Source organism: Motiliproteus sediminis (genome assembly GCF_017912535.1).
In the GTDB taxonomy this organism is placed as follows: Bacteria; Pseudomonadota; Gammaproteobacteria; order Pseudomonadales; family Balneatricaceae; genus Motiliproteus; species Motiliproteus sediminis.
In genome coordinates this window covers 754,732-770,461 of sequence record NZ_JAERQK010000001.1, presented here as the reverse complement: position 1 = coordinate 770,461, position 15,730 = coordinate 754,732, and the positions used below count along the sequence as shown (strand labels likewise).

Annotated in this window: 14 protein-coding genes and 1 pseudogene; 8 read left to right on the top strand and 7 right to left on the bottom strand. The window is 56.7% G+C overall.

The genetic code is table 11. From position 1 onward, the window contains the following. Positions 1 to 296: 296 nt before the first annotated feature. Entirely contained in the window at positions 297 to 1,937 is a 1,641-nt protein-coding gene (gene panP / locus JJQ76_RS03715) for a pyridoxal-dependent aspartate 1-decarboxylase PanP (protein WP_210395323.1), read from the top strand. Positions 1,938 to 1,941: 4 nt separating this feature from the next. Here panP and JJQ76_RS03710 read toward each other — a convergent pair whose 3' ends face one another. After that, entirely contained in the window at positions 1,942 to 2,172 is a 231-nt protein-coding gene (locus JJQ76_RS03710; protein ID WP_210395321.1) for a hypothetical protein, read from the bottom strand. Next, positions 2,169 to 2,720, bottom strand: coding sequence for a hypoxanthine-guanine phosphoribosyltransferase (locus JJQ76_RS03705; protein ID WP_210395319.1), 552 nt, complete (start codon positions 2,718 to 2,720; stop codon positions 2,169 to 2,171). The genes JJQ76_RS03710 and JJQ76_RS03705 overlap by 4 nt, the downstream gene beginning before the upstream one ends. A 118-nt stretch (positions 2,721 to 2,838) precedes the next feature. Here JJQ76_RS03705 and upp point away from each other — a divergent pair, with 118 nt between their 5' ends. The 4 genes from upp (at position 2,839) to icd (ending at position 8,892) form a co-directional block, all read left to right on the top strand. Next, a complete protein-coding gene (gene upp, locus JJQ76_RS03700; RefSeq protein WP_210395317.1) occupies positions 2,839 to 3,468 on the top strand; it encodes a uracil phosphoribosyltransferase in 630 nt (209 codons plus the stop codon). A gap of 37 nt (positions 3,469 to 3,505) precedes the next feature. Beyond that, positions 3,506 to 4,765: a uracil-xanthine permease family protein gene (locus tag JJQ76_RS03695; protein ID WP_210395316.1), complete on the top strand. Its 1,260-nt coding sequence runs from the start codon at positions 3,506 to 3,508 to the stop codon at positions 4,763 to 4,765. Positions 4,766 to 5,241: 476 nt separating this feature from the next. Next, on the top strand, positions 5,242 to 7,479 hold the full coding sequence (locus tag JJQ76_RS03690; protein WP_210395314.1) for an NADP-dependent isocitrate dehydrogenase: 2,238 nt from the start codon (positions 5,242 to 5,244) through the stop codon (positions 7,477 to 7,479). Between the two features lie 156 nt (positions 7,480 to 7,635). Beyond that, positions 7,636 to 8,892 carry an NADP-dependent isocitrate dehydrogenase gene (gene icd / locus JJQ76_RS03685; protein ID WP_210395312.1) on the top strand — a complete coding sequence of 419 codons (1,257 nt, stop codon included), beginning with the start codon at positions 7,636 to 7,638 and terminating at the stop codon, positions 8,890 to 8,892. Positions 8,893 to 8,961: 69 nt separating this feature from the next. Here icd and cspD read toward each other — a convergent pair whose 3' ends face one another. Further along, on the bottom strand, positions 8,962 to 9,210 hold the full coding sequence (cspD, locus tag JJQ76_RS03680) for a cold shock domain-containing protein CspD (protein ID WP_210395310.1): 249 nt from the start codon (positions 9,208 to 9,210) through the stop codon (positions 8,962 to 8,964). Positions 9,211 to 9,476: 266 nt separating this feature from the next. On the opposite strand from cspD, the gene clpS reads away from it, so the two are divergent. After that, positions 9,477 to 9,821 carry an ATP-dependent Clp protease adapter ClpS gene (gene clpS / locus JJQ76_RS03675; protein WP_210395308.1) on the top strand — a complete coding sequence of 115 codons (345 nt, stop codon included), beginning with the start codon at positions 9,477 to 9,479 and terminating at the stop codon, positions 9,819 to 9,821. 21 nt (positions 9,822 to 9,842) lie between these two features. Continuing rightward, positions 9,843 to 12,098 carry an ATP-dependent Clp protease ATP-binding subunit ClpA gene (gene clpA / locus JJQ76_RS03670; RefSeq protein ID WP_210395306.1) on the top strand — a complete coding sequence of 752 codons (2,256 nt, stop codon included), beginning with the start codon at positions 9,843 to 9,845 and terminating at the stop codon, positions 12,096 to 12,098. 17 nt (positions 12,099 to 12,115) lie between these two features. On the opposite strand, the gene infA is transcribed toward clpA, so the two are convergent. The 4 genes from infA to trxB form a co-directional block, all read right to left on the bottom strand. Continuing rightward, entirely contained in the window at positions 12,116 to 12,334 is a 219-nt protein-coding gene (gene infA / locus JJQ76_RS03665) for a translation initiation factor IF-1 (protein WP_210395304.1), read from the bottom strand. A gap of 87 nt (positions 12,335 to 12,421) precedes the next feature. After that, the gene (locus JJQ76_RS03660) at positions 12,422 to 13,159 is read right to left on the bottom strand and encodes an arginyltransferase (protein WP_210395302.1); all 738 of its coding nucleotides are present in this window, start codon (positions 13,157 to 13,159) and stop codon (positions 12,422 to 12,424) included. A gap of 12 nt (positions 13,160 to 13,171) precedes the next feature. Further along, complete coding sequence (gene aat, locus JJQ76_RS03655) at positions 13,172 to 13,867, bottom strand: leucyl/phenylalanyl-tRNA--protein transferase (protein WP_210395301.1); 696 nt, start codon at positions 13,865 to 13,867, stop codon at positions 13,172 to 13,174. 9 nt (positions 13,868 to 13,876) lie between these two features. After that, on the bottom strand, positions 13,877 to 14,833 hold the full coding sequence (gene trxB / locus JJQ76_RS03650) for a thioredoxin-disulfide reductase (protein WP_210395300.1): 957 nt from the start codon (positions 14,831 to 14,833) through the stop codon (positions 13,877 to 13,879). Between the two features lie 211 nt (positions 14,834 to 15,044). Between trxB and JJQ76_RS18325 the strand changes: the two are divergent. Beyond that, a pseudogene (locus tag JJQ76_RS18325) lies at positions 15,045 to 15,593 on the top strand (DNA translocase FtsK 4TM domain-containing protein); the annotation flags it as partial. Positions 15,594 to 15,730: the final 137 nt, after the last annotated feature.

Below are 15,730 nucleotides of genomic sequence, written 5' to 3'. Positions count from 1 at the left end.
GTGGTCTCTACTTCGGTGGGCTGGATTGGCGCAAACCATTGATAGGGAGGGCATTGTAACGGTTTTTAGCGTTGATTCCTCTGAAATGCGCTCATCTTGAGTTGAGCCATACTGCTGCTGCAAGGATGGTAGGCTCGGCCTTTGGTCGTGGGAGAATTGCAATGTTGCACTTGCTCTGAAATACTTGCCCGACTTTTTCGATCGGTGTTGAATGGTGTAATCCCCCCGGTCTCGCAGGGTTCGGGGCTCGCAGTACCGGACGATCAGAGTCAGAACAGCGTACAGGTATTCTTGATATGGGTACGAATGCTAACGCCAGCATGAATAACCTGTTCCGCATTTTCACGGTGCCGGAAGCGCCCGATTCGACGCTGGGCAAACTGGACCAGGCGATCTCCCAGAATCTGGCTGGCTTTCTGCAGCAGCATATTGTCGCCGAAGAGACCGACCTGTCGGTGCTCGAGCGTGATTTTACCGATACCGATATTCCCGACCGCCCGGTGTTTGTATCCGAGCAGACCCAGTTCTTGCTCGATAAGGTCGTGGCGCAATCGGTACACACCGCATCCCCCAGTTTCATCGGTCATATGACCTCGGCATTGCCCTATTTCATGATCCCGTTGTCGAAGATCATGATCGCGTTGAACCAAAACCTGGTCAAAACCGAGACCTCCAAGGCGTTTACCCCGCTGGAGCGGCAAGTGCTGGGCATGCTGCACCGTTTGGTTTTTCAGCAGGATGAGGCGTTCTACGGCCGCTGGCTGCACGATTCTCATCAGCATCTGGGCGCGTTCTGTTCCGGTGGTACGGTGGCTAATATCACTGCGCTGTGGGCTGCCCGTAACAGCGCTTTTGGGCCGCAGGGCAATTTTCGCGGTATCAACAAGGAAGGCCTGTTCGCCGCCATGCGTCACTATGATTGCGAGGGCGCTGCGATACTGGTTTCCGAGCGGGGGCACTACTCGCTGTCCAAGGCCGCCGATGTGCTGGGGATTGGCCGTGAACAGATCGTCGCGGTGCCGACGGACGGTTCCAACCGCATTTGTGTTGATGCGCTGCAGGTCCAGATCCGGCAGTTGAGGGAGCGTAATATCCGACCCTTTGCGGTGGTCGGGATCGCCGGCACTACCGAGACCGGCAATATCGATCCGCTGGACGCTGTGGCTGATGTTGCTGCGGCCGAGGGGCTGCATTTTCACGTTGATGCGGCCTGGGGTGGTCCAACCCTGTTTTCCGATCGTTACCGTGGCAAGCTCAAAGGGATCGAACGTGCCGATTCGGTCACCATTGATGCCCATAAACAGCTTTATGTGCCCATGGGTGTGGGGCTGGTGGTATTCAAGGATCCTGCCAAGCTCGGCAGTATCGAGCACCATGCGCAGTACATCATTCGTCAGGGTTCGAAGGATCTCGGCAGTACGACGCTGGAGGGCTCCCGCCCGGGGATGGCGATGCTGGTGCATTCGGCGTTGCGCATCATCGGACGCCGGGGTTATCAGTTGCTGATCGACCTGGGAATCGAGAAAGCGGCCCGCTTTGCCGAGCTGATCGACGAACGTCAGGACTTTGAGCTGATCACTGATCCCGAGCTTAATATTCTGACCTATCGCTGGCTGCCGGCCGGCTTTGCCGGTGCACTTGCCGACGCGTCACCCTCTGTGGCGCGCAAGGCTAACGATATTCTCAACAGTATTACCCGCCATATTCAGAAGACCCAGCGTGAGCACGGCAAGGCGTTCGTGTCGCGTACCCGGCTGACTCCTGAGCGCTACGGCCAGCAGCCGATCGTGGTGTTTCGGGTGGTACTGGCGAATCCGCTGACAGACGAGCAGACCCTGGTTGATGTGCTTGACGAACAAGCCGAAATAGCCAGCAGCGATGCATTGGCCGGTCGTCTGGAGGAGCTGCGTCAACTATTGGGTCGCCCTGCGGCCTAGTGTCTTAATCGCCGTTGCGGCTGCGCTCTTCCAGTTGTTTGTCGATATCGCCGTATTTGCGCTGGTAGGCGCGGCGGTCTCCGCGCCACAGGCGTCTGGCTTTGATGTCGTTGCGGGCCGAAGGCGGCATCTGCAGGCGCCTGCTGCGCAGGTATTGCCAGCCCAGCGTTATAAAGGAGGCAGCCGCAAACAGCAGCATCAGCCACTGTTGCGGTGATTCCGGTATCAGATTCATAGCCCTTTGACGGCGTAGATGCCGTTGGCGTTGCGGTAAAAGCCTTGGTAATCCATGCCGAAACCGTACAGAAAGCGGTCCTCCACGTCTACGCCGACGAAGTCGGGGCTGAAGTCCACCTTGCGGTCGTGCAGTTTGTTGACCACTACTGCGGTGAGTACTTCACGTGCGCCATTTTGTTTCAGGTACTCGCAGATGGCGGCCAGGGTGTGTCCCTGATCGAAGATGTCGTCGATGATCAGTACCGTGCGCCCCTCTACCGGCGTAGTGGGGTAGATGCGCCACTCCAATTCGCTGCCCACCGTAGCGTTGCCGTAACGGGTGGCGTGCAGGTAGTCCATCTGCAGCGGGAATTCGAGCCGGATCAGCAGCTCTGCTGCCGGAATCAGACCGCCGTTCATCACCGTCAGCACCAGTGGTGCGCTATCTTCAAGGCGCTTGGTGATCTGCGTCGCCATTTGATCCAGGGCTGCGGCCAACTGGTCGCCGCTGACCAGGCAATCGGCTTCACGGTGGATTTTCAGGGCGTCGGCAGCGGTGATTTCCATCGGTTTCTGACTCCGGTTAGCGGTTAAAGCGGCGCATTATACAGGTCGTCAAAAATACAATACAATCGGATAATTTTTTTGGCCTGACGGGCCGGTTTGTCGAAGTGTAGGGGGCAGTATGGCGGTTTTCGAGATTAAACATCCTTTGGTGCGGCACAAGTTGGGATTGATGCGCAAGAGTGGGATCAGTACCAAACATTTTCGTGAGTTGGCCGGGGAGGTGGGTAACCTGCTGACCTACGAGGCCACGCGTGCGCTGGAAACCGAACCGCAGGAGATCGAGAGCTGGACCGGTGAACCGCTGGAAGTGGATGTGATCAAGGGTAAAAAGATCACCGTGGTGCCGATTCTACGTGCGGGGTTGGGGATGCTGGATGGCGTGATGCAGCTGATTCCCAGTGCCAAAGTCAGCGTGGTGGGGCTGTACCGCAACGAAGAAACACTGGAACCGGTGCCCTATTTCGAGAAGCTGGTGGGTGATATCGACAACCGTACCGCGCTGATCATTGACCCGATGCTGGCGACGGGGGGCACCCTGATCGCAACCATCGATATGCTCAAACAAGCCGGCTGTACCCGCATTATGGGGCTGTTTCTGGTCTGTTCACCGGAGGGGATTGCCAAAGTCACCGCGGCCCATCCGGATGTTGACATCTACACCGCATCGATCGACCAGGGTCTCAATGAGCAGGGCTACATTCTGCCGGGTCTGGGTGATGCCGGCGACAAGATCTTCGGTACCAAATAACGCTACCGTCTAACTGCATTTTCGAGAGGAATAGAACATGACTCAGCCTGTTGCAGGCGACGCCCTGGCGGCGAACGGGGGATCGCGGCTGCATCCCAGTATTCTTGGGGCGCAGATGTTGTTTGTGGCCTTTGGTGCCCTGGTGCTGGTGCCTATCCTGACTGGATTGGACCCTAATGTGGCACTGTTTACCGCCGGCGCCGGAACGCTGTTGTTCCAGCTCGTGACCGGTGGCTCGGTACCGATCTTTCTGGCGTCGTCCTTTGCCTTTATTCCGGCGATCATGCATGGCGTCAGTACCTGGGGTATTGCTGGCACCATGTCGGGATTGATCGCAGCCGGCCTGTTCTATGTGCTGCTCAGTGCGCTGGTGGCCTGGCGCGGTACCGGTTTCATTCACCGGCTACTGCCGCCGGTGGTCGTGGGCCCGGTAATTATGGTGATCGGTCTGAGTCTGGCACCGGTGGCGGTCAATCTGGCGTTGGGCAAGTCCGGTGACGGAGCCGTGGTGCTGGTTGAAGCTGACACCGCGCTGCTGATCTCCATGGTGTCGCTGCTGGCAACAGTGCTGGTTGCCGCCATGGCGCGCGGTATGTTGCGTCTGGTGCCGATTCTGGTGGGTTTGATTGTTGGCTACACCGTGGCGGCATTGATGGGCGTGGTCAGTTTTGAGGCGGTATCAGCGGCGCCCTGGTTTGGTGTGCCTGCGTTTGTCGCCCCGCAGTTCAGCCTTGAGGCGATCCTGTTCATACTGCCAATCGCCATTGCGCCGGCGGTGGAGCATATTGGCGATATGGTGGCGATCAGTAACGTTGCCGGTAAGGATTTCCTTAAAAAGCCCGGGCTCAAGCGTACGCTGCTTGGTGACGGTCTGGCGACCAGTCTGGCAGGCTTCTTTGGCGGCCCGCCGAATACCACCTATTCCGAGGTGACCGGTGCGGTGGCGCTTACCCGTGCGTATAACCCGCGGATTATGACCTGGACGGCGATCTTCGCTATTTTGCTGTCGTTTTCCGGTAAGACTGGCGCCTTGTTGGCCACCATACCAACGCCGGTTATGGGCGGAATCATGACGCTTCTGTTCGGTGCAATCGCTGCCGTGGGGCTTAATACGGTGGTTCGAAGTGGGGAGGATCTGTCCGAGGCGCGCAATATGGTGATCGTCTCGTTAACGCTGGTGTTCGGCATCGGAGGTATGCAGTTCGGCTTTGGCGAGTTCACCCTGCAGGGCATCGCGTTGTCTGCGATTCTTGCCATTGTGCTGAACCAGCTGTTACCGCGCCATCGGCAAGGCTGAACAGTACTTTCGAATGAGAAGGGGCGCATCGCGCCCTTTTTTTTGTTTTCTGGGCGAGCGGGGAGCCGTTTTGCCACGTGTCTGGGTGATCCTTAGTGGCGAGCTGGGTAGTTGTAGTGTTACTACACAGGAGGCGGCACGGGATGCGGCTATGTCGATCGGGCTTCGCTGCGGCGCACAAACTGATGTTTGAGTGTTGTTTTGTATCTCTTTGTTTTAAATGCACTTAATTTTAATCTGATCTCTTTGTGGCGAGTTTGCGCCGTTTTGGTGCGCTTTCTTGTAGTGGGGTTAAACTCATTAGCTTTTAGTAGCAGGGTGAGGCTTTTTGCGCGTTTTTACTTGGGTCTTACGACCAAGGTGCCATACAATTCGCCGCGGCGTTTCTAAACCTTAGGCTCGGACCTGCCGGCTTCGCGATCACAAGTTGCGTGATGCAGGTGAATGGCTGCCAGCCGGAAACTACAGGGGATATCATGACTACCAATAAGCACACCATCTATTACACCCTCACCGATGAAGCACCTTCATTGGCGACCTGTTCGCTGCTGCCGATCGTGCGCACCTTCACCAGCGCTGCCGGCATCAACGTTAAGATCAGCGATATCTCCCTGGCTGGTCGTATCCTGGCCGCGTTCCCCGACTATCTGACCGACGAGCAGAAGGTTGAGGATGGTCTGGCGTTTTTGGGTGAGCTGACACAGGATCCGGATGCCAACATCATCAAGCTGCCGAACATCTCCGCATCGGTTCCCCAGCTAAAGGCCTGTATCGCCGAGTTGCAGACTCAGGGCTACAAACTGCCCGATTTTCCTCAGGACGCCAAAACGCCGGAAGAAGAAGAGCTCAAAACCCGCTACTCCAAGATTCTCGGCAGCGCGGTAAACCCCGTGCTGCGTGAGGGTAACTCTGACCGTCGTGCCCCCAAGGCGGTTAAGAACTACGCCCGTAAGTTCCCGCACTCCATGGGCAAGTGGAGCATGGCTTCACGTACTCATGCCGATTACATGCGCGACGGCGATTTCTACTCTGCGGAACAGTCCTACACCATGCCCCAGGCTGGCGATGTGCGGATCGAGTTTGTCGACAAGGCTGGCAACGTCACCGTCAAGAAGAAGCTGGGTCTGGAAACCGGCGAGATCATCGACAGCATGCGGATGAGCGTTAAGGCGCTGCGCGCGTTCTTCGAGCAGACCATGGAAGACGCCAAAGAGTCCGGTGTGCTGTGGTCGCTGCACGTCAAGGCCACCATGATGAAGGTGTCTCACCCGATTGTGTTCGGCCACGCGGTTACCGTGTTCTACAAAGATGTGTTCGAGAAGTACGCCGAACTGTTCGAAGAGCTCGGTGTGAATCCCAACAACGGTCTGAGCGATGTCTACGCCAAGATCGAGGGGCTGCCGCGTTCCAAGCGTGACGAAATCCACCGTGACATCCTGGCGGTGTACGAGACCCGTCCGGCGATGGCGATGGTGGATTCCTACAAAGGGATCACCAACCTGCACGTGCCCAGCGACGTGATCGTCGATGCCTCCATGCCGGCGATGATTCGCAATGGTGGCAAAATGTGGGGTGGTGACGGCAAGCCCGCTGACTGTAAGGCGGTGATGCCTGAGTCAACCTACTCCAAGATCTATCAGGAGATGATCAACTTCTGTAAGACCAATGGTGCCTTTGATCCCACCACCATGGGTACCGTGCCCAATGTCGGTCTGATGGCCAAGAAAGCCGAAGAGTATGGTTCTCACGACAAGACCTACGAAGTGGACCAAGACGGTACCATGCGCGTGGTTGATGCCAAGGGTAACGTGCTGATGAGTCACGAGGTCGAGAAGGGCGACATCTGGCGCGCCTGTCAGACCAAGGACATCGCGGTACGCGACTGGGTCAAGCTGGCGGTAACTCGTGCCCGTCAGTCCGACACGCCGGCGATCTTCTGGCTGGACCGCAACCGTGCCCACGATATTGAGCTGATCAAGAAGGTCAACTGCTACCTGCAGGAGCATGATCTCTCCGGTCTGGATATTCGCATCAACACCTACGAAGAAGCGATTCGCCGCTCCATGGAGCGTATGATCCGCGGCCGCGACACCATCTCCGTGACCGGTAACGTGTTGCGTGATTACCTGACTGACCTGTTCCCGATCATGGAGCTGGGCACTTCCGCCAAGATGCTTTCCATTGTGCCGATGCTGAAAGGTGGCGGTATGTACGAGACTGGTGCGGGTGGTTCTGCGCCCAAGCACGTGCAGCAGGTGATCGAGGAGAACCACCTGCGTTGGGATTCTCTGGGTGAATTCCTGGCGCTGGCGGTTTCTCTTGAAGAGATGGGGATCAAGCAGAACAACCCGAAGGCGAAAGTGCTGGCCAAGTGCCTGGATGCCGCTACCGGCAAGCTGCTGGAGAACAACAAGTCACCGTCTCGCAAGGTGGGTGAGTTGGACAACCGTGGTAGCCACTTCTATCTGGGTATGTACTGGGCACAGGAAGTAGCCGCTCAAACTGAGGATCCCGAGCTCGCCGCGCAGTTTGCGTCGCTGGCTAAGACGCTGACTGATTCTGAGCAGCAGATCATCAGTGAGTTCGAGCAGGACCAGGGTCACCCGGTGCAGGCGATGGAGTGGGGTTACTACCACGCCGATCGCGAAGTGGTGAAGGGGATCATGCGTCCGAGTGCGACTTTGAACAAAGCACTGGCTGACTTTAACGCTTAAGCAGCCAGTCTTCGCGGCCTTTCGGCTGCGCTAAAACCCCGTTGCGGTAACCCGCAGCGGGGTTTTTTTGTGGCCTGGCCATGGGTGTGGGGCGAAGCGCTCTATACTAAAACCCCAGTATTAGTCTTCCCCGCAACTGGACTCAAGGAGGGCGTCATGGGTTATCAGCATATAAAGATCCCGTCCCAAGGCAGCAGAATTACCGTGAACGGCGATAAGTCGCTGCAGGTTCCCGATACCCCGATCATTCCTTATATCGAAGGTGACGGTATCGGTGTCGATGTAACACCGGTGATGATTCGTGTGGTCGATGCTGCGGTTGAGCGCGCTTATGAGGGGCGTCGGCGTATCGCTTGGATGGAGGTGTTCGCCGGCGAGAAGGCGACACAGGTGTACGCGCCTGATACCTGGATGCCGGATGAGACGCTGGCAGCCTTTCGCGACTTTGCGGTGGGTATCAAAGGACCGCTGACTACGCCTGTAGGAGGCGGTATCCGCTCGCTCAATGTTGCCTTGCGCCAGGAGTTGGATCTGTATGTCTGTCAGCGCCCGGTGCAGTGGTTCACCGGGGTGCCGAGCCCGGTGCGGCGTCCTCAGGATGTCGATATGTGCATTTTTCGGGAGAACTCGGAGGATATCTACGCCGGCGTCGAATGGAAAGCCGGATCGGCAGAGGCGGATAGGGTGATTCGGTTTCTCAAGGAGGAGATGGGGGTTACCAAGATACGTTTTGATCAGCAGTGCGGGATCGGCATCAAACCGGTGTCTGAAGCTGGAACCAAACGTCTGGTGCGCAAGGCTATTCGCTACGCCATCGATAACGATAAGCCGTCGGTTACCCTGGTTCACAAGGGCAATATCATGAAGTTTACCGAGGGGGCGTTTAAGGACTGGGGGTATGAGTTGGCGCGTGATGAGTTCGGTGCAGCGCCTCTGGATGGTGGCCCTTGGTGCGCGTTTGCCAACCCTGATACCGGCCGTCAGATCGTGATTAAAGATGTGATCGCGGATGCCATGCTGCAGCAGATTTTATTGCGGCCAGCGGAGTATTCGGTAATCGCAACGCTCAATCTCAATGGCGATTACATTTCCGATGCGCTGGCAGCGGAGGTTGGCGGAATCGGTATTGCGCCAGGCGCGAATTTGAGCGATGAGGTGGCGATTTTCGAAGCGACCCACGGTACTGCACCCAAATATGCGGGGTTGGACCAGGTGAATCCGGGCTCGGTGATACTTTCTGCCGAGATGATGTTGCGGCATATGGGCTGGAAAGAAGCGGCGGATCTGATACTGCGGGGTATGTCAGGAGCAATAGCCGCCAAAACCGTCACTTATGACTTCGAGCGGTTGATGGAGGGGGCTACGTTGGTTTCCAGCTCAGGCTTCGGCGAGGCCGTGGTAGCGCATATGTGACGGGTCGGGATCAACATACGAGCGGTTGGAAGCCGCACTCCTGAGTGCGGCTTCCAGGGCTGCGCGGGGTTAGGCTTCTTCGCTGTAAGCCGGTTCAGCGAGTTCTTGCTGATCAGCCATGGGCCGGATGTTGATGGCGTGGGTTCCCTTGGGACCCGGGGTGGTTTCAAACTCCACCGGTTGGCCAGCCTTCAGTGTTTTGTAACCGTCCATCTGGATCGCAGAGTAGTGTGCGAACAGATCTTCGTTACAGGTGTCTGAGAGGATGAAACCATAGCCTTTGGCGTTGTTAAACCACTTAACTTTCCCTGAATACATGCTAACTCTCCCTTGTTGCTGCAGCAGCCGTTCCATGGAGGACTACTCAATTCTGGTGCGGGTTCAGCCATTTGCAACGCGTGTGGTGCAAATGACCAAACTTAAACAAGGTTATAAATCAAACGCTGGGGTTGTGTAAGCAGAGTTTTTCCTAATTTAACGGAGATGCAACTATTCGCCGCTATGGAGAGTCGCCAGTGGTGTTGGTGCTATCGTTTCGACGGAGCGTTATCATAGGGCAACGAGTGAGCTGACAGGTTGCTACAATGGTTAAAACAGAGGTCACCCGTCTGGGGCCGGAAGATGATTCGCAGCGCGATGGAGGGCTGCTGACGCAGGAGGCAAAGCCTAAGCTTAAGCCCCCGTCGATGTATAAAGTGTTGCTGCTTAACGATGACTACACGCCGATGGATTTTGTGGTCGAGGTGTTGAGGGTGTTTTTCGGTATGGATCAGGAGAAAGCCACGCGAATCATGCTGGCGGTGCACACCCAGGGAAAAGCGGTCTGTGGTGTCTATCCTAAAGACATAGCCGAAACAAAAGCGGTATTGGTCAATCAATATTCAAGAGAGAACCAGCACCCGTTGCTGTGCGAAGTTGATAAAGCGTGAACCATCGAGAGGCTGTTACCTGTGCTGAATAAAGAACTTGAACTGACCTTGAGCCTCGCCTTTCAGGAGGCTCGTGACAAGCGTCATGAGTTCATGACGGTTGAGCATTTGTTGCTGGCCCTGTTGGGTAACCACTCGGCCGTCGAGGTGTTGCGTGCTTGTGGTGTCGATATCGACCGCCTCCGTGACAACCTCAATGCCTTTGTAGATTCCACCACGCCGTTGATACCTGCCGACGATGATGAGCGCGAAACCCAGCCTACGCTCGGGTTTCAGCGGGTTTTACAGCGTGCCGTGTTCCACGTGCAGTCATCGGGCAAGAATGAGGTAACCGGTGCCAATGTGCTGGTGGCGATTTTCAGCGAGCAGGAAAGTCAGGCGGTTTATGCCCTTAATCAGCAGGGGATAGAGCGTATAGATGTGATCAACTATATCTCCCACGGCATCTCCAAGGTGCTGGATGACGGGCATCAGGATCATGACGCCAACCCCCAGCTCGAAGAGGAATCCGAAGACACGCGTGATGCCAGCCCTCTGAGTCAGTACGCCGTCAACCTTAATCAACTGGCCGCGAGCGGCCGGATTGATCCACTGGTAGGGCGTGCGCAAGAGGTGGAGCGCGTTATCCAGATTCTGTCGCGGCGGCGGAAGAATAATCCGCTGCTGGTGGGCGAGGCCGGCGTTGGTAAAACAGCTATTGCTGAGGGTCTGGCCAAACTGATAGTTGAGGATCAGGTGCCAGAGGTGATTGCCAACAGTGTGGTCTATTCGTTGGACATGGGGGCATTGCTGGCGGGCACAAAATACCGCGGGGATTTCGAAAAACGCCTCAAAGGGCTGCTGGCAGAAGTCAGCAACAAGGAAGGTAGCGTTCTGTTTATCGATGAGATTCATACCATTATCGGTGCCGGTGCCGCCTCCGGGGGAGCGATGGATGCATCCAATCTGTTGAAGCCTCTGTTGAGTTCGGGCCAGTTGCGCTGCATCGGCTCTACCACTTTTCAGGAGTTTCGCGGCATTTTCGAGAAAGATCGTGCGTTGGCGCGGCGTTTTCAGAAAGTGGATGTGCTGGAGCCTTCTGTCGCTGAAACCTACGAGATTCTGAAGGGATTGAAGTCCCGTTTCGAAGAGCACCATAAGCTGGAGTATGCCGATGACGCCCTGCGTGCGGCATCCGAACTCGCAGATCGTTATATCAATGACAAGCATATGCCTGACAAGGCGATTGATGTGGTGGATGAAGCGGGGGCTTACCAGCAGTTACTGCCCGCTGAGGAGCGCAAGGCGCTGATCGAAGTGGTTGATGTTGAAGCGATCGTGGCTAAGATTGCCCGGATTCCGCCGAAGAGTGTATCCGCCTCGGACAAGAAGGCGCTGGAGAAGCTGGAAGATAATCTGAAAATGGTGGTGTTTGGTCAGGATGAAGCGATCAAAACCCTGTCGGCGGCGATCAAGTTGTCGCGCGCCGGTCTGAACGAGCCGCAGAAGCCGGTGGGCTCGTTCCTGTTTGCCGGGCCAACGGGGGTTGGTAAGACCGAGGTCACCAGCCAACTGGCACGGATTATGGGTATCGAGCTGGTGCGCTTCGACATGTCGGAATATATGGAGCGCCATACGGTTTCACGCCTGATCGGTGCGCCGCCCGGGTACGTGGGATACGACCAGGGCGGATTATTGACTGAGGCCGTCACCAAGACGCCCCATTGCGTTTTGCTGCTCGATGAGATCGAAAAGGCCCACCCCGAGGTGTTCAATCTGCTGTTGCAGGTGATGGACAACGGTACGCTGACCGATAACAACGGCCGCAAGGCTGACTTCCGTAATGTCATTCTGGTGATGACGACCAATGCCGGGGCGGAGCAGATCAGTCGCCGGTCCATGGGCTTTACCCATCAGGATCACAGCAGTGACGGTATGGAAGCGATTCGCAAGTTGTTTACGCCGGAGTTTCGCAACCGGCTGGATGCGATCATACAGTTCAAGTCGCTGGATACAGAAATCATCAAAGGGGTCGTCGATAAATTTGTTACCCAGTTGCAGGCGCAGTTGGATGACAAGCGCGTGCAGCTGGATCTGGCCGACGATGCTCGTTTGTGGCTGGCTGAGCACGGATATGATCAGGAGATGGGGGCTCGCCCAATGGCGCGTCTGATCCAGGAGCGGATTAAAAAGCCGCTGGCAGAGCAGATTCTCTTTGGTGAGCTGTCTAAAAAGGGCGGTACGGTAAGAATTACCGTCCAGGAAGGGCAGTTAAGTCTGGAGTACGAGGCAGCCTAGGCTGCCTCGATCAATCCTTAGCGGGCGCGGTAAACGATGCGGCCCTTGGACAGGTCATAGGGAGTCAGCTCGACCTTGACCTTGTCACCGGTCAGAATCCGGATGTAGTGCTTGCGCATCTTGCCCGAGATGTGGGCGGTGACAACATGACCATTCTCGAGCTCGACACGGAACGTGGTGTTCGGCAGCGTGTCGACAATGGTGCCTTCCATTTCGATACAATCTTCTTTTGCCATTACTGGGCTAACCTCTGGGGGATTTCCTGAGTGTGGATCACTAAGGCGCGGTATTTTGCCGTATTTGTCGTCTTAGATCAAAGTATTTTAGCGATAAGGGCTGATGCCCGAACCGCGCGGATCCACTTCCAGCCAGCAACCTTCAACCAGTAACTCAACCGGCTGGTAGCGGATCTTGTACTCCATCTTGCGGCAATTCTGAATCCAGTACCCCAGATAGAGATAAGGTTGGCCCTGTTCAGCGGTATAGGCGATCTGTTTGAGAACGGCAAAGGTACCGAGGCTACGGCGTTGTTCGTTGGGATCAAAGAAGGTGTAAATGGCGGACAATCCCTGTTCAAGTTGATCGACTACGGCGACTGCCAGTAGTCGGCGTTGCTGGCGAAACAGCATAAACCGGGTCTGCTGGTCGCTTTCAACCAAAAATGAATGAAACTGTTCCGGGGATGGTGGGTACATGTCGCCGTCCCGGTGGCGTTCGCTGATGTAGCGTTGGTAAAGCTGGTACACCTCCTCGCTATCGGTTGGATTGACGACTTCGACGCTGAGGTCGTGATTGATTCGTTGGATCCGTTTTTGCGTTTTGCTGGGGCGAAATCGGTCAACTGCAAGGCGGGCGGATATGCAGGCTTTGCAGCCGTGGCAGTGGGGGCGATAGATGTGGGGGCCGCTGCGTCGAAAGCCGAGATCCGACAGGGTGCTGTAATCCTCCTGGTTCAGGTCCGCTTTGGGGTCGACAAAAAGGGTCTTGGCCTGCCGACCTGGGAGGTAGCTGCAGGGGTGTTCTGGCGTGGCATAAAACTGTAGTTGATGTAGATCTGTCACAGCGGCGTCGTATCAGTTTTGCTGGCGGTACCAGTAGTCTTGGATTGTCGGTGCGGCACCTCGGTTCAATGCATCCAAAAACACCGGGCGCGATATGCATACCGCGCCCAAGGATGCGAGGTGATCACTGTATACCTGACAGTCTAATAGATAATAGCCCTGCTGATGCAGCCGTTGGCACAGGTGGGTGATGGCGAGTTTGGAGCCATTGGGTTCGGCGCTGAACATCGACTCACCGAAAAATATGCGACCGATGGCAATGCCGTAAAGCCCGCCGATGAGCCGCCCCTGACGCCAGATCTCTACCGAGTGCGCATGACCAAGCTGGTGCAGCCGTTGATAGGCTGCCCGCATCTCCGCTGTGATCCAGGTGCCTGCACCGTCACCACGAGGTTCTGCGCAGGCCGACATGACAGCAGCAAATGCCGTGTCGTAGCGAACCTGATAGTCCTGTTTGCGCAGCCGGCGTTTCAGGCTGCGGGAGATGTGCTGCTGCGCAGGGTAAATGACACAACGCGGTTCAGGCGACCACCACAGGATGGGTTCGCCATCGCTGAACCAGGGAAATATCCCTTGTCGGTATGCCTGCAGCAGCCTGGCAGGGGAGAGGTCGCCGCCTGCTGCCAGCAGACCATCCGGTTCCCGTAACGCCTGCTCGGGTGGCGGGAACCAGATCTCGTCCTCGGGTAGCCAGGGAATTGCCACCATCGGCCGGTGTTACTTGTCGAGAGCGTCGAGAAAGCGTTCCGCGTCCAGTGCCGCCATACAGCCGAAGCCCGCCGAGGTTACCGCTTGGCGGTAGATGTGATCGGCAACATCGCCGGCGGCGAACACGCCGGGCACGCTGGTCTGGGTGGCGTTCCCTTCAAGGCCGCTCTGGATTTTGAGGTAGCCGTTGTGCATCTCCAGCTGGCCTTCGAAAATATCGGTGTTGGGCTTGTGTCCAATCGCGATGAAAACGCCTTGTAGCTCAAGCTCTTCGGTGGCTCCAGTGTTGACGTCGCGAATGCGGATGCCGGTGACGCCCATTTCGTCGCCCAATACTTCATCCAGGGTGTTGTTCCACGCCAGTCGGATATTGCCGTTGTTGGCCTTTTCCAATAGTTGGTCCTGCAGAATCTTCTCGGCGCGCAGGCTGTCGCGACGGTGAACCAGTACCACTTCGTCAGCGATGTTGCTCAGATACAGCGCTTCTTCAACGGCGGTATTGCCGCCGCCAATCACGGCGACTTTCTGCTTGCGGTAGAAAAAGCCATCGCATGTGGCGCAGGCGCTGACTCCCTTGCCCTTGAAAGCTTCTTCCGAGTCCAGGCCCAGGTATTGTGCTGAGGCGCCGGTGGCGACAATCAGTGCATCGCAGCTGTACTCACCGCTATCTCCGGTCAGGCGGAAAGGGCGCTGGGACAGGTCCACGGCGTTGATGTGATCGAACAGGATTTCGGTATCGAAACGTTCGGCGTGTTTCTGCATGCGGGCCATCAGCTCGGGCCCTTGTACGCCGTCGCAGTCGCCAGGCCAGTTATCGACATCGGTAGTTGTGGTCAGTTGGCCCCCGGCCTGAATGCCGGTAATCAGAGTGGGTTGGAGGTTGGCACGGGCCGCATATACGGCAGCAGTGTAGCCGGCGGGGCCGGAGCCCAGAATGATCAGGCGGGAGTGCTTGGCGTCGCTCATCGAAAGTTCTCGTCAGTTGTGTTCGTGTTGCTCATATGGGGGTACGGTATCCTAACTTCAACTCGGTTGCGAGACTAGCCATGGCCGCCGCATGGCCACTGCGATCTGATCGGTCTGAACCGAACGCCTTTGAAGGACTCCCATAGACGGTAATAAGCAATTTGAAAGTATGGTATTTTGGCTGCTTTGGTGAAGGGTTTTTTGGTTTCATATGACGGAACGTCAAGCGTTTTTCGGTTTTCTGGCGCGGGTGACGAAAGAGGGTGGATTGATTGTGTTAATCACCGCCTGCGCTTTCATGTTGTTGTCGCTGTTCAGTTACGATCCCCGTGATCCGGGGTGGTCTCATCTGGGATACAGCGGCTCGGTTAGTAACGCCGCCGGGGTGACCGGAGCCTGGCTGGCCGATTTCAGTTTTTCCATGTTGGGTTACGTGGCCTATCTGGTCCCCGCCATGGTGATCTACCGTGCACTGTTGCTGCTTCGCCAGCCGGACCAGGGGCTTGTCTCAACCTTGCCTTACCTGTTTCTGCGTTTTGTGGGAGCCGGTTTGTGTCTGGCTGCCGCGGCAGCGCTGGCCAGTCTGCATCTGAGTAATCAGTGGTTGAATCTGCCCTTTGCCACCGGTGGTGTGCTGGGGCTCAATCTCGCCCAAAAAACACTCACGCTGTTCGGTCTGGTCGGCGCCACCCTGGTGTTGTTGCCGATGCTGCTGCTGGGGGTGACGCTGTTTACTAACCTCTCATGGTTTGCGCTTGCCGAAGGGGTGGGCGGGCTGATACTGCGCAGCCTTGGCAGAGCCTCGAATTGGATGGCACGGCGACGGCAGGCGCTGGCCGAGCGTGAGCCGAAATCCAAGCCCTCGCGGAGCGAAGCATCGCAGCCGCGTGAGGCCGC